Below are 20,859 nucleotides of genomic sequence, written 5' to 3' on the forward strand. Positions count from 1 at the left end.
CTCCAATTAAAGTTAGTTTAAGCGTACATGTCCAATGTAAAGGCCGTATAAAGATTAATTAAAGAATAGTAAGATTTAGCAAAATATAAGGTTTTCATTATCATTTTAGTTGATAATGATTATCATTATCGTATAATGAGGTAAGGAGGAAATATAAAGTAATTTTTGTATATGAAAAGTAAACAGTTAGAGCTGTGGTAGGTAAGCCAATGCTATGGCCTTGGGATAGGAATAACAAATGAAAGGTGTGTTAAATATTGTTAGAACAAGAATTGTATGATGTAACAATCATTGGTGGGGGACCTGCAGGTTTGTATGCTAGTTTTTACTGTGGTTTACGTGAAATGAAGACAAAGTTAATTGAATCACAGCCACAGCTTGGTGGTAAAATCCATGTTTACCCAGAGAAAATGATTTGGGATATTGGAGGAGTTACGCCCATTTCAGGTGGGCAACTTATTAAACAATTAGTCGAGCAAGCCTTAACGTTTAATCCTTCCATTTATACAAATGAAAAAGTGCTCTCAATTGCCAAAAATAAAGAAGGAATTTTTGTCGTTACAGCTGAATCTGGAAATATTCATTATTCTAAAACGGTTATTGTTGCTATTGGTGGTGGCATTCTGAATCCTCAAAAAATCGAAATTGAGGGAGCTGAACGCTTTGAAGTATCGAATTTAAACTATACAATCAAATCCTATGAAAAATTTAAAGATAAGACAGTAATAATATCTGGTGGTGGTAATACCGCTGTAGATTGGGCATTAGAGTTAATGGAGGTAGCTTCCAAGGTATACTTAACTTATCGAAAAGATAAATTGTCTGCACATGAGGCTCAAATAACAGAGCTTACGAATAGTGCCATTGAGTGTCATTATAATTCTGAAATTACCAAGCTCATTGCAGACGATCAAGCAGGAATGATTAAAGCGATTGCTTTAACGAATCATGAAACAGGCACTGTAACAGAAATTCCTGTCGATGAAGTGGTTATCAGTCATGGCTATATACGTGATAAGGAGTTATTAGATAATAGCCCGCTAGCCATTGAACGTAAAAATGACTATTTTATTGCTGGTTCAATAAATAGTGAATCTTCCATTCCGGGTCTGTATGCTGCAGGTGATATTCTGCATCATGCTGGTAAAATCCATTTAATTGCTGCAGCATTTCATGATGCATTACATGCAGTCAATAGTGCGAAGAAGTATATTCAACCTGATGCTTCAGAGGGTGGTATTGTTTCCTCACATAACGATATATTTAAACAACGTAATCGCAAGCTATTGCAGGAAAGTTTAAAATGATAATTCCTAGGAACACTAATAAACTGTTGGTGTTCCTTTCTTTCTGTTTTCACATGCTTGATGAGGAAAATGATGTTCTATAAAATTGCCCCACTTAGTTGTTTTTTATCGGAAGGAACATAGATTTCCCTTTTTTGGACAACCTAAGCTAGAAATAATGACATGAGGTGATGATCATGAAAATAGAAAGGTCGTCCGAGTGGGAAGAAGGATTTGTTAATCGATTAAATCATCTTGAGAAATGGCATAGCTGGACATTGTATAAGATGAATTATGATATTGTGAAAATGAAATTGATTCCTGACTTTACAGGATTACAAGCTACGAAGTATTTACCTAATTTAAAGCCGCTGACACATCAGCTAGAAGCAGCTGAAACTGTAATTGAACGCATGAATGGAAAGGCTATCTTAGCTGATGAAGTAGGTCTTGGTAAAACGATTGAAGCTGGTTTAATTTTAAAGGAGTATCTCATTCGAGGTCTTGTCAAAAGGGCATTAATTTTGGCCCCTGCCTCTCTAATTAATCAGTGGATAGAAGAGTTAAATGTTAAATTTCATATACCTGCCATCGCCTATAAAAAAAATTGTCCGATAGAGCGCTACGATGTCTTAATTATGAGTATGGATACAGCAAAAAAAAGTCCTCATAGAGAGCGTATTTATGAGCAAGATTATGACATGATTATTATTGACGAGGCACATAAATTAAAAAATAATAAAACACAAATTTATGAATTCGTTCAAGGTTTAAAGAAAAAATTCTGCTTATTATTAACAGCCACACCTATACAAAATGATGTGTTCGAATTGTTTTATTTAATCTCATTATTAAAACCGGGTCATTTAGGGAACTATGATACCTTCCAATCGGCATTTTCAGCTAGTAAGCATCATTTAGAACATGATGATTATTTGAAAGAATTAGTCAATCAGGTTATGGTGAGGAACCGAAGAGAAGATACGGGTATAGAATGGACGAATCGTTGTGTTCAAATTGTACCGATTACTTTTACGGACGAAGAAAGAGAAGTTTATGATATGCTTGGAAACCTTGAAAACACAGGATCATTTTCATTAATTACATTGCAAAAGGAAATGTGTAGTAGTAAGGAAGCGACAGCATTAACATTAACAAATATGCTGGAAGAGCATGCACAGTCACAAGATATTGAAGCAATTATAGCAAAGGTAATGGCTTTAAAAGTAAATTCAAAAGCAGAAAAAACGCTAGAAATTGTGAAGCAAGCAAATGACAAGGTTATCATTTTTACTGAATATCGGGCTACACAAATTTATCTACAGTGGTATTTACACTCTAATGGTATAACGAGTGTGTTGTTTAATGGTAAATTTAATAAAAGTAAACGAGATTATATGAAGCATCTTTTTAAAGAAAGAGCACAAGTACTTATTGCTACAGAGGCAGGTGGAGAGGGGATAAACCTTCAATTTTGTCATCATGTTATCAATTATGACTTACCATGGAATCCAATGAAGCTAGAGCAAAGGATTGGTCGTGTCCACCGTTTAGGTCAGGAGCATGACGTCCATATTTATAACCTTGCTATCGAAAATACCATTGAAGAAAAAATCTTGGAATTACTTCATACAAAAATAGATGTGTTCGAGAAAGTGGTTGGTGATTTAGATGCCATTTTAACTAACTTTAAAGAATCCGTATGAGGTAAGGAGGAGCAGCCATGTATCCGCAACAAGTCCATCACTATTTAAAGGAATTTTTTTCTGAGAATGACTGTGCCATTTTGGTAGAAGAAAATCATTATTTAACGGTACAACTAACAGTAGATATTGATAAAAGAATTATGAATAGGCCGTTTTACTGGCAGTATATAGAAGCGACGAATAGTGAGCCAAACCCAGCACAAGTAACCTTTATTACAGATCAGTCAGCACTATCAGGCAATGTATTTGGAGAGGCAATTCATTACGGTTCGCCACGTCTAAATCAGCTATTTTTAGCGACAAGGGAGCTTGGTGCATATGTACAATTGTTTGAAAAGGTTGATCGAGATATGGGACAGGTCATTTTAACGCCCTGGCTAGGCGTTAATTTTAAAGTTTCCTATTGCTGTGATCGTACGAAAGAAATGCTTTATTCATTTGGTATCAATTTATTAACGGGTGTTATCAAGGAGGATTTTCATGAAACGATTTGTTCTTCGGATTTTGACACAGAACCCGCAGACAATGTATTTCATGTGCAATATATTATAAAGCCAACGCGAGCGCTTGAAAGATTAAAGGCTACAATAGAGTCAATTATTGAGCAGGACGATCATTCATGGGCAAATGAAGCACAAAAACGATGGCAACGAGATCAACGAGTTTTAGATTATTTTTATGAAGATGTAGAGGAAAAACCAGAATGTTATGAAATTGAAAGAAAAGCATTAGAGGAGCAATATGAATCTAAAATTAAAATTGACATAGTGAATGGCGGATTATTTTATCTCTTTTAAGAAGGAGCTGTCTGAAATAAGGACAGCTCCTTTTCTTTTATGAATCTTCAACCAAGCTCTGTAGCTGAGCCAATTTATTGTCCCAAAATAAATGGAAATATTGCAGCCAATCTTCAATTTCTTTTAAACGCTCGCTATGCAGCGTATAGATTTTCTCTCTACCCTTTTTTTGGGCAGAAATAAGCTCTGCCTGTTCTAATATTTTTAAATGCTTCACGACAGCAGTTCGACTTATGTCAAAATGCTCGGAAATATTAGAAATGGGTCTATCAGTTGCTGCAAGGAGCTGTAAGACATTTCTTCTTGTAGGATCAGCAATTGCTTGAAAAACATCATACTTTACTGCTGATTGAGACATTAGGATTCGGCAATCTCTTTTAATTTTTGATGAATAATCATTGTCCACCCGCCATCCATTTTTGTACGGATAGCTTCAGCAGCTGTGTTGGCTTTAGGGATAATATGTGAAGCTTCCTTCCAGCCTCCATGTGTTAAGGTAAATTCAGTTTGCTGTCCTACTTCTTTTAGCTCAAAAGTTACAAACCAGCCATCCTCATCCCAGGCAAATCGCAGAAAATGTGGGGCATCTACACGTTCTACCTTACAAGGTGAAGGTCCAAAAGGTGATTGAATAGTGAATTCGTGGCCTTCGATAGGTTGAAAATCATTTGGCATAAACCAAGTAGCAATCTTTTCAGCCGTTGCTACTGTTTCCCACACTTTTTCAATAGGGGCGTTTAGTGTAATTGTTTTGACAATATCCTGTAATTGTTCAGTCATGTTGAGTTACTCCTTTGTTGATGATACATAACCATAAGGTGTTATGAATATATAACACCTTATGGTTATATGTCAATAAAAATAATTTCTATCTTTTTGTAGGGCGATGCTTGTGCTACAATTAATTAAAATTTTCTGACAGATGGTGAGGGGATTTTATGGTCAACATATCTGTGTTCTTAGTTATGTGCATTTTGCTCATTATTTTACCTGGTCCTGATACAGCCATTGCCACAAAAAATACGTTAACTGTAAGTAGAAGGGGAGGGTTGCAGACAATAATAGGTTCTTGTTGTGGTTTATTGATTCATACATGTGCAGCAGTTATCGGACTTTCAGCTATTATTGTGAAATCTGCCTATATATTTGCCGTATTAAAGTATGTTGGAGCGGTTTATTTATGTTATTTAGGTATAAAAACCTTGTGGACACTTCGAACAATACGCACACAACCGCCTGTTGTAGAAGATGTGGAAAGCATGGATCACAAATATTCTCAGCAATCTTGCTTTAAGCAAGGGTTTCTAACAAATGTGACAAATCCAAAGGTCGCTGTATTTTTCCTAACATTTCTTCCGCAGTTTGTGGACGGTACAAGCGGGACATTTTTTCCTTTTTTAATAATGGGTTTAATTTATACAGCATTAACCATGTTATGGTTTGTCTTTTATGTCTATCTTTTAGATCGAATTAGCGCATTTATGAAAAGGCCATCGACGAAGGCTATTATCGAAGGGGTAACTGGCGCTGTGTTAATAGGCTTTGGAATTAAATTAGCATTAGAAAAAGCCCACTAATTTTGTTGGGCTTTTCTAATGTAATATAAAATGTTAGAAGAAAAGGAATCCTATGCTAATAATGATTCCGGTATAAATTAAAATAAACAAACAGAAGCCCATAATATCTTTTGCCTTTAACCCAGCAATAGCAAGAGCAGGCAAAGCCCAAAATGGCTGAATCATATTCGTCCATGCGTCTCCCCATGCAATTGCCATAGCTGTTTTCGCATAATCTGCCCCTAATGCCGTCGCAGCATCTAACATAATAGGCGCTTGCACAGACCATTGTCCACCACCTGATGGAACGAAGAAATTGACTAATCCTCCTGAGAAGAATGTAAATAGATAGAAAGTATGTTCATTGGAAATACTCACAAACCATTGAGAGAACACTGCAGCTAAACCTGAATCTGTCATCATTCCCATAATGCCCGCATAGAAAGGAAATTGAATAACGATACCTGTAGTTGTTTTAATGGCATCCTGTGCTGCCGCAAGGAAACGCTGAGGAGTACCATGAAAAATAATGCCCAAAACAATAAAGATTGTATTGACTACATTTAAATCTAGGGCAAAGCCTTTTGTAATAAAATGATGAAATAAAAAGACAAGTCCAATTAAACCGATTAATATCGTTAAAATATAGCTACGCTCCGAACGACTTGCGAAGTTATTTTCTGGCTTAGGTAGTGCGACTTTTTCTTCCTCTAATAATGAGGGCTCAACTTCAATTGTATCTTCGTCCTTTGGCATCATCCAGCGATTAAAGAAAGGTAAAGTTAAAGCTATTACAATAACAATAAATAAGTTATACGTTGAAAATAGTGTAACATTTGTTGGTATAACACCAATTAAATTTGCAAAAGGATGTCCCTCAGTTGCAATGGACAGGGGAATAGAGCCTGCCAATCCTCCATGCCAAATGATAAAACCCGAATAAGCACTAGCAATTAATAAGCGGTAATCTACTTTCTTTACATGACGAGCAATTTCCTTTGCAAATAAAGCCCCAATGACAAGACCAAATCCCCAGTTAATCCAACATGCTATAAGTGATATGAATGTTACAATAATAATGGCCATGCTTGGTGTCTTTATTTTACTAGCTACAGCTGACAACCCTTTTTTGAAAATTGGGCTATTTGCCAGTATATGTCCAGCTGCTAACACAATGACCATTTGCATCGTAAATTCTAATAATTTCCAAAAATTCCCTCCCCAATAAGTTACCATTTCGAGAGGTGACGAATCAGTAAGAGAGACCACTAATAACAGTACTAATACTGTGAGTATAGTGACAAATATGTATGGGTCGGGTAAATACTTTTCCATAATAGTATTTGAAATCTTTGTTAATGTTTTCATTCATGAATCCCCTTTCTTTTTTCTGCATCCCCTACACTTAATATTACATAGAGATTATTGCGAATAAAGAGAAAATTTGTATAAGGGACGATAAATAAAACGTGTAATAGAAATAGATGTTTTGGGATTTTAATAAACGTGACCTAAATTAATGTTATTGTAATCATATGAAAGCCTTACAGCTATAGTATTCGGATACAAATTTTTTTAGAAGAAGGACTAGCAATATCAGAGAAGAATTTATTACTATATAGGAGTTTTTTAAAATAATTCATAACAAATTAGAATAAATGAGGAAGATGTTTATGGAATTACGAGATTTAAAAGCTTTTATGGCTGTGGTTGAACATGGAAGTTTTACGAAGGCAGCGAATGAATCGTTTGTATCGCAGCCTTCATTAAGTAAAAGCATTAAAAAATTAGAAGATACATTGCACGTTGAATTGTTAAACAGATCTACACGTAATGTAGAGTTAACAGATGCTGGAGATATAGTCTATAAACAGGGGCAAAAAATAATGCGCTCTGTACATGATTTGCATATTTTACTGGATGATTTATTACATATTAAAACTGGCTCAATCAAGTTAGGAATTCCACCTTTAATTGGTACATTATTTTTCCCGAAAATAGCTAGGGACTTTCATCAACAATATCCAGAAGTCCATTTAGAGCTGGTAGAACGAGGAGCAAAAATGGTAGGTACGTTAGTAGAAAATGGCGAGGTGGACATGGGAATAGTTGTGCTGCCCACTGATGAAAGGAAATTTTCAGTTCAGCCATTTGTAGAGGATCAATTTTTCGTATTTATTAATGAATTTCACCCATTAGCTCAACAACAACATATACAATTACAAGATTTAAAAAATGAAACTTTTATTATTTTTGCTGAGGAATTTGCATTACATGATTATGTTATTAAATCATGTAAAAATGTTGGGTTTACACCCTATGTGGGCTATAAAAGTTCGCAATGGGACTTAATAGTTGAACTAGTTTCCTCCAATTTAGGTGTGACACTACTGCCATACTCCATTGCTGCCAAACAAACAAATACTAATGTCAAAATTCTTCCTCTATATAATTTTGACATGCCATGGCGTCTGGGAATTATTACAAAGAAAAATACATATCAATCCTATGCATTAAAACAGCTACTCAAAACGGTTCGTATGCAAGAAGATAAGTGATTTATTCTATTTAGGAATAAATAGTATTCAAATTAATTCCTTTACTTGTAAAATAGCAATGATGTAGAATTTTCCTTAATAAACGAGCAAATTTGGGAGGTTTCGAGATGGGGAATGGGAAGGTATGGAGTTCGTTCGAAGATGCTGTTGCAGATATTAAGGATGGAGATACATTAGCTGTAGGAGGCTTCGGGCTATGTGGTATACCTGAAAAGTCAATTGCAGCATTAGTCCAACAAGGAACGAAGGATTTAACGGTTGTTAGTAATAATTGCGGTGTGGATGATTGGGGACTTGGCTTACTGTTAGCAAATAAGCAGATTAAAAAAATGGTTGCTTCCTACGTAGGGGAAAATAAAATTTTTGAACAGCAATTTTTAAGTGGTGAACTAGAAGTAGAATTAACGCCACAAGGTACACTTGCTGAACGACTACGTGCAGGGGGGGCAGGAATTCCGGGGTTTTATACAGCTACTGGGGTGGGAACGCCAATTGCTGAAGGAAAAGAAGTAAAGGTTTTTGATGGAAAAGAATATATTTTAGAAGAAGGAATTGTTGCTGATTTTGCCCTTGTCAAAGCGTGGAAGGCTGATAAGCTAGGAAACTTAGTATACAGAAAAACTTCGAGAAATTTTAATCCTTTAGCTGCTATGTCTGGGAAAATTACGATTGCCGAAGTAGAAGAGATTGTTGAGGTAGGCGAATTAGACCCAGACCATATTCATACACCAGGGGTTTTCGTGCAACGTGTGTTAGTAGGCGAAAATTATGACAAGCGTATTGAGCGTTTGACGGTGAAAAAGGGGGAAGCATAATGGATACAAGACAGAAAATCGTCAAAAGAGCAGTGAAAGAAATAGCAAATGGTATGAATGTCAATTTAGGTATAGGTATCCCAACACTTGTTGCAAATGCAATCCCTGCCGATTACGATGTGCTGTTACAATCAGAAAATGGTCTTCTTGGTATTGGCCCTTACCCAGCTGAAGATACGGTAGACCCTGACTTAATTAACGCTGGGAAAGAAACTGTCACCGCAGTTCCAGGAGCATCCTTCTTTGACAGTGCAGAATCATTTGCCATGATACGAGGTGGCCACATCGACCTTGCTATTTTAGGTGGTATGGAGGTATCTGAAACAGGAGACCTTGCTAACTGGATGATTCCAGGAAAAATGGTGAAGGGTATGGGCGGTGCTATGGACCTTGTTGTCGGAGCCAAAAGAGTAATCGTTGTAATGGAGCATGTGAATAAAAATGGAGAATCAAAGATTAAAAAGCAATGTGAGCTACCACTAACAGGTAAAGGGGTAGTGCATCGATTAATTACAGACTTAGCTGTATTTGATTTTACACAAGAGGGTATGAAGCTTATAGAATTAGCTGAAGGTGTTACTTTAGAGGAAGTAAAAGAAAAGACTGCTGCATCGTTTAGTGTAGCTTTAGCCTAATAATTTCAGACCTAGGACTGTTCCCTGAATGATTGTAGACATCCTACAATAAACTAAAAAGGGAGCCATAACGATGAAACAACAATGGACAAATGAATTAGCAGTTGCACAGGTTAGAATAGCAAGACCCACAGATCGAATCAAAGAAATCGAACGTTTTTACTGTGAAGGTGTCGGATTAAAGAAAATTGGTTCTTTTACAGGACACAGAGGCTATGAAGGTATAATGATTGGCCTACCAAATGCAAGCTATCATCTAGAATTTACTGAGCATGTGGAGGGAAGTCCGTGCCCAGCACCAAGTAAGGACAATCTTCTAGTGCTTTATATTCCAAACAGCGAAACGATTCGGCACATTTCAGATAGACTAGCACTCATGGGATATCCTGAAGTAGAGCCTGAAAATCCTTATTGGGCAGAGAAAGGGGGAACGATTGAAGACCCTGATGGTTGGCGATTAGTATTAATGAATACTGAAGGAATTTAAATAAAAAATAAGAGCACGAGCTATCTGATATAGTCTCGTGTTTTTTTATGATGTAAAATACCCTAGATAGTATATACGAAAAGCATGGCAAAGGAATTTGGTATCCAACTCACTCCAAGATAAAACGGCCTTTTATATTAGAAGGTATAAAGCGGTATGTAAAATAACATGAAAGATACCCCTGCATGTATTGCGTGGGTATCTTTATTTTGATAGCACCTTAATCCTCTAAAGCTTCATCCTCGTGATAGTGAGTAGCTGCGGATTCAATATCAACCTGTAGATAGTTGGCCCAATCCACTTCGTTAAAATCCTCTTCACTAAAATAAATATTCAAGAGCTCTGTCATCGTTTTGTCCCCGTCAGGCTCAGTAAGAGGAGCAAACCAAGTAATAGCTGGTGTTTTCACGCTTTTTAGTTTGGATAATTCAGCAAAAATCTTAGTGGAATCCTTCAACATCTGACTTTTTGAGCCCTCTGTTACATCTGTATCTTGAATGGAAATCGTCACAACACCTTTGGATTCTTCTACAGAGAACTCATTTTTAACGATTGCACCCACAATATCTTCCACAGTAGTATTTTGATCAACTGCCACTTCCTTTGGTTCTGAACTTTTGCCGCAAGCCGTTACTAATAGTGAAGCAAATACTAGAAGAAAAATTAATTTTTTCAATATCATAACCTCCCTTGTTACTCCATATATGCGCAAAATGAGAGGGAATTATACTTTATTAGAGAATGTTACAAATACTTTTTATTTATAAAATATAGTTTAGTTTGGGCGAAATCATTTTTGTTCTACTGGGGCCCACAATTACTTTACACATATTGGGTTGATTGTTAATATAATGGCTCAATAATATTGAATGAGTTACTATGCTTGCTGCATCCAAAAAATGTCGAACAATTCGACAAAAGGCGGATTGCACAGGCATACATAAGAATGGTCAAAAGGGGAGTACTAAAAGTAAAAGCTCTTTTAATAAGGGAATGATTTATGCTTTTGCTCACCGTTGCTAATGAGATTGTTGCTTTGCCTCATAGTGAAAATGTAAACTTTGGGGTATCAGTGGGAATTATAAATTACATTAATAAAAAACCCACCCTCCATTGAGAAGGGTGAGTTATTAGAAGCCTTGTGGCTGTAAGATTAAAATTAAAAAGCCGCGAATGCCGTAGTTATTATAGAAAGTTTTAAACCACCACTCCTCAAATGAGTTGTTACACGAAAATTATTTATAAATAATAGCAATAAATGCCGTTAATAAAAGCTTTTTAAAAAGTATTTATCATTAATTATCGTTGATTACAATTATTTATAAACAATTTTAACACCAGTTTAACACCAATATAGCACCAGTTATTTTAACTGGTATTAAGATTGTTTTTTTACTTTAAAGAAGTTATCTAATTTGTCAGCAGCTGCACGATCGGCAGATTTAAAAGCATGTCCATAAGTGTTCATTGTCACTGAAATATCAGCGTGTCCCAAACGTTCACTAATAATTTTAGCATGCACACCTTGTGCGATTAATAATGATGCTGAAGTATGTCTCAAATCATGTAACCTAATGTACTTAAAGTTATGCCCATCGATAAAATTTTTCCAATGTTTAGAAGGGCTTGTTGGATATAAATGAGTACCATCAAATGAATGGAATAGCCATTCTCTATCTTGTTCTATCCATTTACCACCTTTTTTCAATTTTTCTTTTGCCCAATGTATACGATATGCTTTTAATTCTTCCATAACTGACTCAGGTAATGTCACATAACGTTTAGATTTTTTGGTTTTAGTAGCTTTGATATGTGGACCTTGTTTAGTCAAAACAATAGATTGGTGAATGTATATCTGTTGATTCTCAAAATCTACGTCTTTCCACTCTAAACCTAACAATTCTCCTTTCCGTAATCCGGCAGCTAGTGCTAAAGTGAACATCATTTTCCATAGTTCAGGTTCACTTTGTAACATATACATTAATGTTTCAATCTCATCTTCTTCATAAATTTGCATTTCTTTATCAACATCATCAGTATCGCTTGGACGAGGCTTTTCAACTCCATCCATAGGGTTGTTAGATAAAACATTCCACTTCACAGCATACTTAAATATGCTTTTTAATGTTCTATACACATCTTGTTTACTATGATAGGTTACTGGCTCATCTTTGCCATCATATCTTTTCATATCTCTCACAACGGACATAAGATGGAATGCGTTGATTTGATCCATTGGCATATGGCCAATAATAGGATTTATATGAAGTTCTAATTTCCGCTGATGATTCCCATAAGTGGTTAAAGCAAGAGTTGAGGCAAAATCCTTTTCCCATTGTTCTGCAAAATCTTTAAAAAGGATTTTTTCTACCTTTACATAATTTCCTGACAAAACTTCATTTTTGAATTTTAGATACTCTCGATCTAAAAATTCCTTTAACTGCTTTGGAGTCATTTTTTCTTCTATAGTAATAGTTTTTGTCTCACGTGGATACCTACCTTTTGCATCTTTAGGTAAATAAACAGTGAAACGATATGAATTTTCTCCACGTTTTACGATACTTGCCATTTAAAATTTCTCCTTTCGATTTAACTTTCAGATATGCTCTAACTAATCACCACCTTTAATAGAATGCATGTTCTGTTTAGGGTAAAAAATTTTTAAGAAATTGTTCTGGTATTCCGTATGTATTTATTGCTTCTTCATAAGTAATAGGATTGTCATTATCAGAAAATAGTAATTCAACAGCAAATAGATTGGCTTCCGTTTCATATTTATCTGTTGAAAAAAATGTGTTTGCTTTTAAAAAAGCCATGTTGTGCTCAGGATGTTGGATAACGTGACCGAGTTCATGAGCACAAGTTAGCATTTGTTTTTCATAGGATAAATTCTTATTTATATGGATAATAAAGGTTCTGTATAAATTACTGAAATAACCCCACGAACTCCCTAAATCTTCATATACAATCGTTATATCCATAGCCTTGGCAATTTTAAAAGGATTAGATGTGCCGTACTTTTTTATTAATTGTTTAATCAATTTATTTGTATCCATAACATCACGCCTTATCTACTTATCGATACTTTTTAGGAGTGAATTTTTTCTTGGCAAGTCTCTTATGCAATCTCAAAGCATTTCTCAATGAGGTAATGTATAGTTCCCTGTCCTCTTGATCCATTTCATCTAATACTCGACCATCGAATGATGCAAGACCGAGTTCACTTTCCGCACTGTTAAGGATTCGCTCCAGATCTCTTTCGATATCACGTTCATCTTTTTCTGTTAAATCGTAGTAACGTTTTTTATCTGTGCGACCAAGTAAGTAGTCAACAGATACATCAAAATAATCTGCCACCATTTCTAACTTATCTGTACCAGGGGTAGATGTATTCCATCTTCTGATTTGACCATTAGAAATGCCAATATTTCTTTCAACCTCAGCAAAATTAGTTTTTTTCTCGTCACATAAAAGTTTTATTCTTTCAACTAAACCCATTAGTATCAGCCTTTCATGAGCTTATGAAGAAAATATAATAACTTTTAAGTCATTTTAGTTTGACAAATAACTTTTGTGCTATTATACTGTGTTCATAAGCTAAGTTATTCGCTTTAAGACAATAGAAAAGACAACCTATATAAAATCATTTTATCGTTGGGGAACGGTTCAAAATGTTGATTTAACAGGCTTTTTAAAGTCTTATTTAGCTATGCACAAATAATAGCATATAAGTTATTTTAGGTCAATGTCTATAGTCAATTTAGCTAATAATTTAGCTTATATAATAATCAAAGCGCTGTGATACCGAGCCGACGACGGTATGAATTTTTAATAAAGTGAGGTGAGAAGGATTGAGTAAGAAAAAAGAAACCCCTGCATTAGCAGAGGTTAAAGAATTAAGAAAGTTCATCAATGTGAACGATGTAAACGAACACCTAAAGCAAGGATGGAAACTACTTGCAGTCCATCCTCATGGTAACAACTTTTACTATTTACTATTCAAGTGATTCTCTTTCTTTTCTTTGCTGCTCAATTTCACTGTTGATGTAGTCAGCTTCAACGGCGGATTGAGGATAACCTAGAGAATAAACGAATGCAGGGCTGTTATCTTTGATTCCTGGAAGAACCGATAACAAAACCCAGTTTTTATTAAGTAATTCATTTACTTCATGGAAATCAGTTACTTCAATTGTTTTTGTTATTTCAGTAAATGTAGTCATGATATCACCTACCTTTCAGAAATAGTTTAACAGAAAGGTAATCGTAGGGAGGGAAACAATTTGAATTTAACAGTCATTCAACTACGTGGTAAACGTGTTTTAACAACAGCACAGCTTGCAGAAAATTATGAAGCTGAAGAAAAATTAGTTCAGCAAAATTTCAACAATAATAAGGAACGGTATAAAGAAGGTAAACATTTCATTTTGCTACAAGGTGAAGAATTGAAAGCCTTCAAACACGACTTCGAAAATTTAGGGGTGGTTAAAAAGAACACATCCTCGCTCTACCTATGGACAGAAAAAGGTGCGTGGCTTCACGCTAAGTCATTAAATACAGATAGAGCGTGGGAGGCTTATGAATTGCTTGTGGACGAGTATTACAAAGTGATTGAGCAACCGCAATACAATAGTTTAGAACTCGCATTAAAAGCAGCACTTGAACATGAACAGGCTATCAAAGAAATCAAAACAGATGTGGACTACCTAAAAGGCAATATGCGGATAGATGGTCTACAACAACAAGAAATCCAACAAGCTGCCAAACAATCTATTGTACAAGCTTTAGGCGGTAAAGATTCAATAGCTTACCAAGAAATTAGCAAAAAAGTGTTCTCTGCATTTTGGAATGAGTTCAAGCAATATTTTAAAGTTCCAAGGTACGGAGATATACCAAAAGTGAAGCATGAGGAAGCGTTAAGATTTATCAGCCTATGGCGTCCATCCACATCATTACAGATGGAGATTGACAGTTGCAATAGCCAAATGGCTTTTGAGTGAGAAAGGAAGTGTAAGTATGCCAGAAACAATGGAAGCACGCAGAAGAATCCTTGAATACAAGGAAAGTAAAAACATGACCTATGAACAACTAGGGTTAATGGTCAACAAAACACCTGTGTATGTACAGGAAGTTTTAACAGGTAAGAAAACAGGTCCGCGTGCTAATGAGTTGGTACTTAAAATCATACAAGTTTTTGGGATTAGGTGAGGTGAAGCATGTGGAAAAACTCACTATGTCGGTAGATGAAGTTGCAAGTGAATTGGGCGTTAGTAAAACAACTATTTATACTATGGCGCGCGAAAAAGAAATTCCTCATACAAAAGTGAGAGGAAGAATTTTGTTTCACAGACCTACAATTGAGCATTGGTTAATCACTAATACAGAAGGCGGTGAACCCAAATGAACACAACCAACCTACAGTGGCTAGCAATGTCTGCAGAGGAAAAGCAATCAACGCTTAGAAAAGTAGCGAACCTATTGCGATTTAGCAAAAAGCGCTTTAAACAACATGCATCACTAAGTGTAAAAAAGGCACTAAATAGTCATTTAGAAGTATTAGATGGTATGAAAGTGATATTTCCAGTCGTAGGTTCGAGATTTGGAGAAATACCTTTTTATATGGTAAATGGTAAAGGATATTTCTTAGACACAGTAGATAAGGAATGGTGTGAATAGAGGTGACAGAAACAATGAACGCAATTGAAGCAGTTAATCATTATGCCCGACGTGGTGAGCGTGTGGATGGGGTATTACAGCATATCGTCACAAGTGAGATTAATAGATTACGTCAGGCACTTTCATATTACGCTGATAAAAAACATTATGAGCTTTATTGCATAGGTGAACCTATTCCATGTGACATAACAGAGGATCATGGACATATTGCTCGTCAAGCATTGGAAGGCGGTGATTGATTGCGTATAGGCAACACTCATGCTGATGTTTATGACCGTGAAATTGATTACTGGCGAGACATTGAGGATGCACAGAATGCCCAAATAGAGGCACAGAAAAACGTGTCAAAGGCTCAAACCCATGACAATGCAGTATACAAGGAAGGTGAAAAGGGATGAAGCTACAACCTGCAGCTGAAATGAAAAAAGTAAGTGTCAGCAACTTTGACAAATTAAGGGCTGACGCATTGCAAAGTGATGATTTCAAAAACCTCGTTAAAGGCATTGAAAATCAAGCTGAGAAAGGTCTTTGTGAGTACACGTATTACCACAAAACCAATAAGCAGATCGTTGCCATTTTCCAACAGACATTAAAAGAGAATGGCTATATAGCTAACAAGCATTTATCAGGTTTAGGTCTAACTATTAAATGGTAGGGGTGATTTAGTTGTTTGAGGACTTACTTAGAGCAGCCGCAGCTAAAGCTATTGAAATGGCTGTGAATGAAGGACATTTGATTAAGGAAGATGGCATTATCTTAAAGCCAGCAACAATCAATCTTGTAAATGAAATCGAAGAAATGAACCGCCAGCATTTGATTGATATAGCTTTAGCTAACAATGATCGTGAGCTGTTCATGCAATTAACAAATTGAAAGGATGGTGCCTTTAATGGACAAGGTAAAGGTTAGTCGTGATGTTGCAGATGCTCTAGATCATGTTACTAGAACTTTTAGTAATGAAGCGATTATTTATGCTCATGTGACAAAACCAGAAGGATGGTTGTTAGACCATAATCGAGCATTAAACCGTATCAGTTTAGATATGATCACACGTGCTTTATATATCGGTTATGAAGTAAATGAAACACCAGTAGAAAAATTTAATTACTTCTACGACAAGTATTCACAATCTGACATTATGTTCGAAAAAGACTTTTTAGGTGGCATGTTAGCTGTTGCCAAGTGGTTTGATCTGCCAGTGAAAGGAAGAGAGGATGAATGAAAAACACACTAGGTGATTTAAACAATCATTTATTTGCACAGCTCGAGCGATTGAGTGATGAAGATTTGGTTGGTAATAAATTAACGGAGGAAATTGAAAGAGCTAAGGCTGTTACAAGCGTAGCAAATCAAATTATCTCTAACGGTTCCTTAGTGTTACAAGCTCAAAAATTTTATGACAATCCAGATAGATTAAATCTCGATGCTGAAAAGCCAAAATTGCTGAAAGGGTGAGGTTATTGCGTCATACCTGGACACATGAGCAAAAAGAATTTTTACGTAAGCATTATCCATCAAATAGTCAAATAGATCTGCTAATTTTGCTCAATCAAGAATTTCAATTAAATATCAACATGAATCAATTAAAAGCTTGTTTGACAAATCACAATATTACTAGTGGTCGTACAGGACAATTTGAAAAAGGTAGTACACCTGTTAATAAAGGTACAAAAGGGCTTTACAACGTGGGAGGCAATCGCACTTCTTTCAAAAAAGGGGATACGCCAAAGAATTATAAACCTGTAGGTACTGAGCGAATTGACCGTGACGGTTACGTATTAATTAAAGTTTCTGACTCAGGTACTTGGCATGAAAGATGGAGACATAAACACAAGGTGGTATGGGAAAAGGCAAATGGTCCAATACCAAAAGGTCATGTTCTAATTTTTCTTGATCAAAACAAACTTAATATTTCACTAGAAAATTTACAGTTAATTACTCGAGCGCAGCTAGCAAGGATGAATCAAAATAAATTATTTCATCTAGATCCTGAGCTTACTAAGACAGGTGTTGTAATTGCAAATATCTATACAAAAATGGGCGCTCTTAATCGAAAGGAGAAAACAAAATGAAAGCAACAGGAATTGTTCGTAGAATCGATGATTTAGGACGTGTGGTTATCCCAAAGGAAATTCGTAGAACTTTGGAAATTGCAGAAGGAGATCCATTAGAAATTTTTACAGACCGTGACGGTGGAGTAATTCTAAAAAAATACAAGCCTGATATGGCGTGTGCGGTTACTGGTGAAGTCTCAGATGACAATTTCGTTTTACTAGGCGGCAAGCTCATTTTAAGCCCCGAAGAAGCTAAAAAATTAATCACTGAAATTGAGTTGAAGTAGGTGATATAAATGAATGATTGTCTTTTAGAAGTCCTGGGGGATTATTTTGTAAAACACGACCTTGTCAATAAAGGTTGGGAGTTTCATGAATTTGTAGAGGCCTGGCAACTTGGTCACATTGTGATGGAAAAGAGGTGAACGAATGTTTAAAGGATATTGTTTTCCTGTACCTGGTGATGGAGAATGGCATACGCCTGCTGTCATGTTAAACGATGCAGAGGAAGTGTTCCGTTATACGCAGTTGCAAAGTAAGTTGTTTCGTGAGGTACGTGTAGTAGATGGAGATGATTTTATTGTTGTTCAAATGATAGATCAACAATATACGTTTCCAGAAGAGTGGAAAAAGTTTAATAGAGTACGGGAGGATTATGAAAATGGAAATAAAATTCAATCAATTAACCTTGCAGAATTTCAAAAGCCACAAGGATCTAGTAGTTAAGTTTGGCGACATGACTAAGATCCTCGCAGATAATGCAAAAGGTAAAAGCTCCATTGGTGAAGCAATTACATTCTTATTATACGGTACTGACCTGGTGGGGAGCAAACTTGATCCTTCACCAGTAACGTATCAAGCAGAGAATACGCTTGTGACATTGTTATTAAGTGTTGAAGATGGAGAGCTACTACTTGGCCGTGAAATTGTGAAAGGTCGTAATAAGTTCTATGTAAATGAGGTACCTTCCAAAGCAACTGAATTTAACGAGGTAGTGGAAAAGCTATTTGATAAAGATTTATTTTTATCGCTGTTTAATCCAAGTTATTTCTTCACATTGCATTGGGAAAAACAGCGTCAAATGATTTTAAAATATACGACTGCACCTGCAAATAAAGAAGTATTAAAAGAGCTTTCTAAACCACAATCGGACAAGTTGGCCACATTAGTCAAAAAGCATTCTTTAGAGGATTTAGATAAGATTCATCGATCCAATAAAACTAAGTTGGACAAACAATATATAGGTGCTCAGAGTCGTACCAAGACGTTACGAGAGCAGTTAGAAAAAAATGCTCCCACAGTTCCTTTAGACTCGCTAAATGTGGAATTAAACCAGCTTGTTAAAGAACGAAATGCTATAGAGGCTGTGACTGATAAAGCACAGGAAACAAATGGCCGAATAAACAGGCTTCATACCGAAATTCAAATTTTGACAACAGAACGTGATCGTATCAAAGAAACCTTTAATCAGCTAAAAAACGAACCTATACAAGATACTTGCCGTGTTTGTCACCAAACGTTACAAGATGAAGCTATTGATGCTGTAGAGGCAGAAAAAGAGCAACGTATTCAACAAGTAAAATCGAAATTCCAAAAAGTTGTAGATGAACGGAAAGCATTAGAAGAAGAACTTAAAACACTTGAATACGTGGACGTATCTGAGCAAATGGAAAAAGCGCGTTCGCTTCAAGAGAAGATAAGTCCAATAGAATATGAGATCTCTAAACATAGGGAGTATAAGTTCTTAGAGGAACAAGTTAATGCTGCAGAAGCTAATGAAAAAGAAACGCTTGAATCACTTAATGAGTCCATTTTTATCCTGGATACCATTAAGGATTTCAAGGCAAAAGAGGCAGAATTACAAGTCAAAAAGGTTCAAGACTTATTCGAAAATTTATCAATAAAACTGTTCGAAGAAGTGAAAACAACAGGTGACAATAAACCAACCTTCATAGTGCAAATGGATGGCAAAGACTATATGAAACTTTCATTTAGTGAACAAACTAGAGCAGGGCTTGAAATTCGTGATGTGATGTCAGAGCAAAGTGATCTTATCGCTCCTTGTTTTGTAGATAATGCAGAAACCATTACTAAGTTCAAAGAACCGAATGGACAACTCATTATCAGCCAAGTTGTTGCAGGTAAAGAATTGGAGGTCATTTCTGAATGAACGTTAAAGAAATCACAGTCGGTTACACATATACCAAAAATCTTGGAAACTTTGAAAATGTGAAAGTAGATGCTGCTGTAACTATTTCGTTAGAGCCAGGGCAAGATGTTGACGCACTTTACGACAAAGCTTATGAAAGTATGAAAAAACAGGTCAAAAACGGCCTTAATAAATTTACGGAGGTACGCTATTAATGAACAGAAACTTACCAACTTTAACACCTGAAATTACGGAGGCTTTCGCACCTGCAGTATTAGAGGTCATTCGTAGTTCGATTGCACCTACAGCTAATGATCAAGAATTTTTGCTATTCGCTCACAAGGCGGCATCATATGGCTTAGATCCATTCAAAAATGAAATTTTCTTTATCAAGTATGGAAATCAAGCACGTATTCAATTTGCAGCTGAGGCCTATCTTTCAAAAGCGCGTGAACAAGAGGGCTTTATCCCACCTGATACACAAATGGTGCATGAAAACGATGAATTTAAAATCGCTATGAATAAAGAAACTAAGCAAATGGAAGTGATTCAACACGAAATTGGCTTCCCACGTGGAAAGATTATTGGTGCCTATTCAGTTGCTTATCGTGAGGGCTATCCACCTGTAACGGTCATTATGGACATTGACGAAGTTGCTCATATGTTCACAGGGCAAAATAAAGACAACTGGAACAAGTGGACAAGTGACATGTTCGGCAAACACGTTCAGCAACGAGCATTGAAAAAGCAATACGGATTGTCATTCGAGGATGTAACGATCTCCCAAAATGATGTACCTCAACCTGCTACGCAAACACGCAGGGATATTACACCTACCCAGGAGCAGATAGAGGCCCCTATTGAACAGACTGTATTAACTCGCTCAGAAGAATTACTCAAGGAAGTCAAAACAAAGTTTAAACAACTTGGTATTACAACGAAAAAGGCTATGCAAGAATACCTGGATAAAAATGCACCAGGCATTGATCCTACAACAGCTACGGAATCTGAACTAGTTGGCTTAATTGAGCTACTAAATATGAATATCGAAATGCTAGCTTCACAGTCAAACGATGCCGATTTACTAGAGTAAAAACTATGAAACTACCACAAATAATAGTTTATGAGAGGAATAAGGATTGT

General features: G+C 36.0%; 33 protein-coding genes. 25 read left to right on the top strand and 8 right to left on the bottom strand.

The features are described 5' to 3' along the window. Positions 1-257: 257 nt before the first annotated feature. The 3 genes from MKY49_RS01240 (at position 258) to MKY49_RS01250 (ending at position 3,789) form a co-directional block, all read left to right on the top strand. A complete protein-coding gene (locus MKY49_RS01240) occupies positions 258-1,307 on the top strand; it encodes an NAD(P)/FAD-dependent oxidoreductase (protein WP_274795359.1) in 1,050 nt (349 codons plus the stop codon). Between the two features lie 170 nt (positions 1,308-1,477). Further along, entirely contained in the window at positions 1,478-2,992 is a 1,515-nt protein-coding gene (locus tag MKY49_RS01245; protein ID WP_274795361.1) for a DEAD/DEAH box helicase, read from the top strand. 17 nt (positions 2,993-3,009) lie between these two features. Next, entirely contained in the window at positions 3,010-3,789 is a 780-nt protein-coding gene (locus MKY49_RS01250) for a YqhG family protein (protein ID WP_274795362.1), read from the top strand. Positions 3,790-3,826: 37 nt separating this feature from the next. On the opposite strand, the gene MKY49_RS01255 is transcribed toward MKY49_RS01250, so the two are convergent. Both MKY49_RS01255 and MKY49_RS01260 read right to left on the bottom strand, forming a co-directional pair. Continuing rightward, on the bottom strand, positions 3,827-4,147 hold the full coding sequence (locus tag MKY49_RS01255) for an ArsR/SmtB family transcription factor (RefSeq protein ID WP_274795363.1): 321 nt from the start codon (positions 4,145-4,147) through the stop codon (positions 3,827-3,829). Continuing rightward, positions 4,147-4,569, bottom strand: coding sequence for an SRPBCC family protein (locus tag MKY49_RS01260; RefSeq protein ID WP_274795364.1), 423 nt, complete (start codon positions 4,567-4,569; stop codon positions 4,147-4,149). The genes MKY49_RS01255 and MKY49_RS01260 overlap by 1 nt, the downstream gene beginning before the upstream one ends. Before the next feature lie 158 nt (positions 4,570-4,727). Between MKY49_RS01260 and MKY49_RS01265 the strand changes: the two genes are divergently transcribed. Continuing rightward, positions 4,728-5,366, top strand: a complete 639-nt coding sequence (locus MKY49_RS01265) for a LysE family translocator (protein WP_312507655.1) — start codon at positions 4,728-4,730, stop codon at positions 5,364-5,366. Between the two features lie 33 nt (positions 5,367-5,399). On the opposite strand, the gene MKY49_RS01270 is transcribed toward MKY49_RS01265, so the two are convergent. Beyond that, on the bottom strand, positions 5,400-6,713 hold the full coding sequence (locus MKY49_RS01270; protein WP_341385420.1) for a short-chain fatty acid transporter: 1,314 nt from the start codon (positions 6,711-6,713) through the stop codon (positions 5,400-5,402). Between the two features lie 305 nt (positions 6,714-7,018). Here MKY49_RS01270 and MKY49_RS01275 point away from each other — a divergent pair, with 305 nt between their 5' ends. From MKY49_RS01275 to MKY49_RS01290, 4 genes are all read left to right on the top strand, one after another. Beyond that, positions 7,019-7,903, top strand: coding sequence for a LysR family transcriptional regulator (locus MKY49_RS01275; protein ID WP_341385421.1), 885 nt, complete (start codon positions 7,019-7,021; stop codon positions 7,901-7,903). A 107-nt stretch (positions 7,904-8,010) separates the two neighbouring features. After that, positions 8,011-8,718 (top strand): CoA transferase subunit A, encoded by a 708-nt coding sequence (locus MKY49_RS01280; RefSeq protein ID WP_312507653.1) that lies wholly within the window; start codon positions 8,011-8,013, stop codon positions 8,716-8,718. Continuing rightward, a complete protein-coding gene (locus MKY49_RS01285; RefSeq protein WP_341385422.1) occupies positions 8,718-9,353 on the top strand; it encodes a CoA transferase subunit B in 636 nt (211 codons plus the stop codon). The genes MKY49_RS01280 and MKY49_RS01285 overlap by 1 nt, the downstream gene beginning before the upstream one ends. A gap of 73 nt (positions 9,354-9,426) precedes the next feature. After that, positions 9,427-9,840 carry a VOC family protein gene (locus tag MKY49_RS01290; RefSeq protein ID WP_341385423.1) on the top strand — a complete coding sequence of 138 codons (414 nt, stop codon included), beginning with the start codon at positions 9,427-9,429 and terminating at the stop codon, positions 9,838-9,840. A gap of 220 nt (positions 9,841-10,060) precedes the next feature. Here MKY49_RS01290 and MKY49_RS01295 read toward each other — a convergent pair whose 3' ends face one another. The 4 genes from MKY49_RS01295 to MKY49_RS01310 form a co-directional block, all read right to left on the bottom strand. Then, positions 10,061-10,522 carry a hypothetical protein gene (locus MKY49_RS01295; protein ID WP_274795371.1) on the bottom strand — a complete coding sequence of 154 codons (462 nt, stop codon included), beginning with the start codon at positions 10,520-10,522 and terminating at the stop codon, positions 10,061-10,063. Positions 10,523-11,218: 696 nt separating this feature from the next. Further along, entirely contained in the window at positions 11,219-12,409 is a 1,191-nt protein-coding gene (locus tag MKY49_RS01300; RefSeq protein WP_341385424.1) for a tyrosine-type recombinase/integrase, read from the bottom strand. A gap of 76 nt (positions 12,410-12,485) precedes the next feature. Beyond that, the gene (locus tag MKY49_RS01305) at positions 12,486-12,896 is read right to left on the bottom strand and encodes an ImmA/IrrE family metallo-endopeptidase (protein ID WP_322611461.1); all 411 of its coding nucleotides are present in this window, start codon (positions 12,894-12,896) and stop codon (positions 12,486-12,488) included. Between the two features lie 19 nt (positions 12,897-12,915). Beyond that, a complete protein-coding gene (locus MKY49_RS01310) occupies positions 12,916-13,338 on the bottom strand; it encodes a helix-turn-helix domain-containing protein (RefSeq protein WP_322611462.1) in 423 nt (140 codons plus the stop codon). 353 nt (positions 13,339-13,691) lie between these two features. Between MKY49_RS01310 and MKY49_RS01315 the strand changes: the two genes are divergently transcribed. After that, complete coding sequence (locus tag MKY49_RS01315) at positions 13,692-13,847, top strand: hypothetical protein (RefSeq protein WP_181574630.1); 156 nt, start codon at positions 13,692-13,694, stop codon at positions 13,845-13,847. Here the strand turns inward: MKY49_RS01315 and MKY49_RS01320 are convergent. Then, on the bottom strand, positions 13,836-14,060 hold the full coding sequence (locus MKY49_RS01320) for a hypothetical protein (protein WP_112117128.1): 225 nt from the start codon (positions 14,058-14,060) through the stop codon (positions 13,836-13,838). The genes MKY49_RS01315 and MKY49_RS01320 overlap by 12 nt on opposite strands. A 60-nt stretch (positions 14,061-14,120) precedes the next feature. Here MKY49_RS01320 and MKY49_RS01325 point away from each other — a divergent pair, with 60 nt between their 5' ends. The 16 genes from MKY49_RS01325 (at position 14,121) to MKY49_RS01400 (ending at position 20,809) form a co-directional block, all read left to right on the top strand. Further along, the gene (locus MKY49_RS01325) at positions 14,121-14,837 is read left to right on the top strand and encodes an ORF6C domain-containing protein (protein WP_112117129.1); all 717 of its coding nucleotides are present in this window, start codon (positions 14,121-14,123) and stop codon (positions 14,835-14,837) included. Positions 14,838-14,853: 16 nt separating this feature from the next. Further along, positions 14,854-15,045, top strand: a complete 192-nt coding sequence (locus MKY49_RS01330; protein ID WP_112117130.1) for a helix-turn-helix transcriptional regulator — start codon at positions 14,854-14,856, stop codon at positions 15,043-15,045. Positions 15,046-15,055: 10 nt separating this feature from the next. Beyond that, the gene (locus MKY49_RS01335; protein ID WP_112117131.1) at positions 15,056-15,241 is read left to right on the top strand and encodes a helix-turn-helix domain-containing protein; all 186 of its coding nucleotides are present in this window, start codon (positions 15,056-15,058) and stop codon (positions 15,239-15,241) included. Beyond that, on the top strand, positions 15,238-15,513 hold the full coding sequence (locus tag MKY49_RS01340) for a hypothetical protein (RefSeq protein ID WP_112117132.1): 276 nt from the start codon (positions 15,238-15,240) through the stop codon (positions 15,511-15,513). The genes MKY49_RS01335 and MKY49_RS01340 overlap by 4 nt, the downstream gene beginning before the upstream one ends. 14 nt (positions 15,514-15,527) lie before the next feature. Further along, on the top strand, positions 15,528-15,752 hold the full coding sequence (locus tag MKY49_RS01345; protein ID WP_146750719.1) for a hypothetical protein: 225 nt from the start codon (positions 15,528-15,530) through the stop codon (positions 15,750-15,752). After that, a complete protein-coding gene (locus MKY49_RS01350) occupies positions 15,753-15,911 on the top strand; it encodes a hypothetical protein (protein ID WP_341385425.1) in 159 nt (52 codons plus the stop codon). After that, positions 15,908-16,168 (top strand): hypothetical protein, encoded by a 261-nt coding sequence (locus MKY49_RS01355; RefSeq protein WP_341385426.1) that lies wholly within the window; start codon positions 15,908-15,910, stop codon positions 16,166-16,168. Before MKY49_RS01350 ends, MKY49_RS01355 begins: the two co-directional genes overlap by 4 nt. A gap of 11 nt (positions 16,169-16,179) precedes the next feature. Next, positions 16,180-16,386 carry an IDEAL domain-containing protein gene (locus tag MKY49_RS01360; RefSeq protein ID WP_341385427.1) on the top strand — a complete coding sequence of 69 codons (207 nt, stop codon included), beginning with the start codon at positions 16,180-16,182 and terminating at the stop codon, positions 16,384-16,386. 16 nt (positions 16,387-16,402) lie between these two features. After that, complete coding sequence (locus MKY49_RS01365) at positions 16,403-16,735, top strand: hypothetical protein (RefSeq protein WP_341385428.1); 333 nt, start codon at positions 16,403-16,405, stop codon at positions 16,733-16,735. Continuing rightward, a complete protein-coding gene (locus tag MKY49_RS01370) occupies positions 16,732-16,968 on the top strand; it encodes a hypothetical protein (protein WP_285397613.1) in 237 nt (78 codons plus the stop codon). Before MKY49_RS01365 ends, MKY49_RS01370 begins: the two co-directional genes overlap by 4 nt. Next, positions 16,965-17,585, top strand: coding sequence for an HNH endonuclease signature motif containing protein (locus MKY49_RS01375; protein ID WP_445928399.1), 621 nt, complete (start codon positions 16,965-16,967; stop codon positions 17,583-17,585). Before MKY49_RS01370 ends, MKY49_RS01375 begins: the two co-directional genes overlap by 4 nt. After that, on the top strand, positions 17,582-17,854 hold the full coding sequence (locus tag MKY49_RS01380) for an AbrB/MazE/SpoVT family DNA-binding domain-containing protein (protein WP_341385430.1): 273 nt from the start codon (positions 17,582-17,584) through the stop codon (positions 17,852-17,854). The genes MKY49_RS01375 and MKY49_RS01380 overlap by 4 nt, the downstream gene beginning before the upstream one ends. Before the next feature lie 142 nt (positions 17,855-17,996). Continuing rightward, positions 17,997-18,293 carry a hypothetical protein gene (locus MKY49_RS01385; protein WP_341385431.1) on the top strand — a complete coding sequence of 99 codons (297 nt, stop codon included), beginning with the start codon at positions 17,997-17,999 and terminating at the stop codon, positions 18,291-18,293. Beyond that, positions 18,229-19,737, top strand: a complete 1,509-nt coding sequence (locus MKY49_RS01390; RefSeq protein ID WP_341385432.1) for an AAA family ATPase — start codon at positions 18,229-18,231, stop codon at positions 19,735-19,737. The genes MKY49_RS01385 and MKY49_RS01390 overlap by 65 nt, the downstream gene beginning before the upstream one ends. Beyond that, the gene (locus MKY49_RS01395) at positions 19,734-19,931 is read left to right on the top strand and encodes a hypothetical protein (protein WP_341385433.1); all 198 of its coding nucleotides are present in this window, start codon (positions 19,734-19,736) and stop codon (positions 19,929-19,931) included. The genes MKY49_RS01390 and MKY49_RS01395 overlap by 4 nt, the downstream gene beginning before the upstream one ends. Beyond that, positions 19,931-20,809, top strand: coding sequence for a RecT family recombinase (locus MKY49_RS01400; RefSeq protein WP_341385434.1), 879 nt, complete (start codon positions 19,931-19,933; stop codon positions 20,807-20,809). Before MKY49_RS01395 ends, MKY49_RS01400 begins: the two co-directional genes overlap by 1 nt. Positions 20,810-20,859 lie beyond the last annotated feature (50 nt).

Source organism: Lysinibacillus sp. FSL M8-0134, assembly GCF_038069745.1.
Taxonomy (GTDB): Bacteria; Bacillota; Bacilli; order Bacillales_A; family Planococcaceae; genus Lysinibacillus; species Lysinibacillus irui.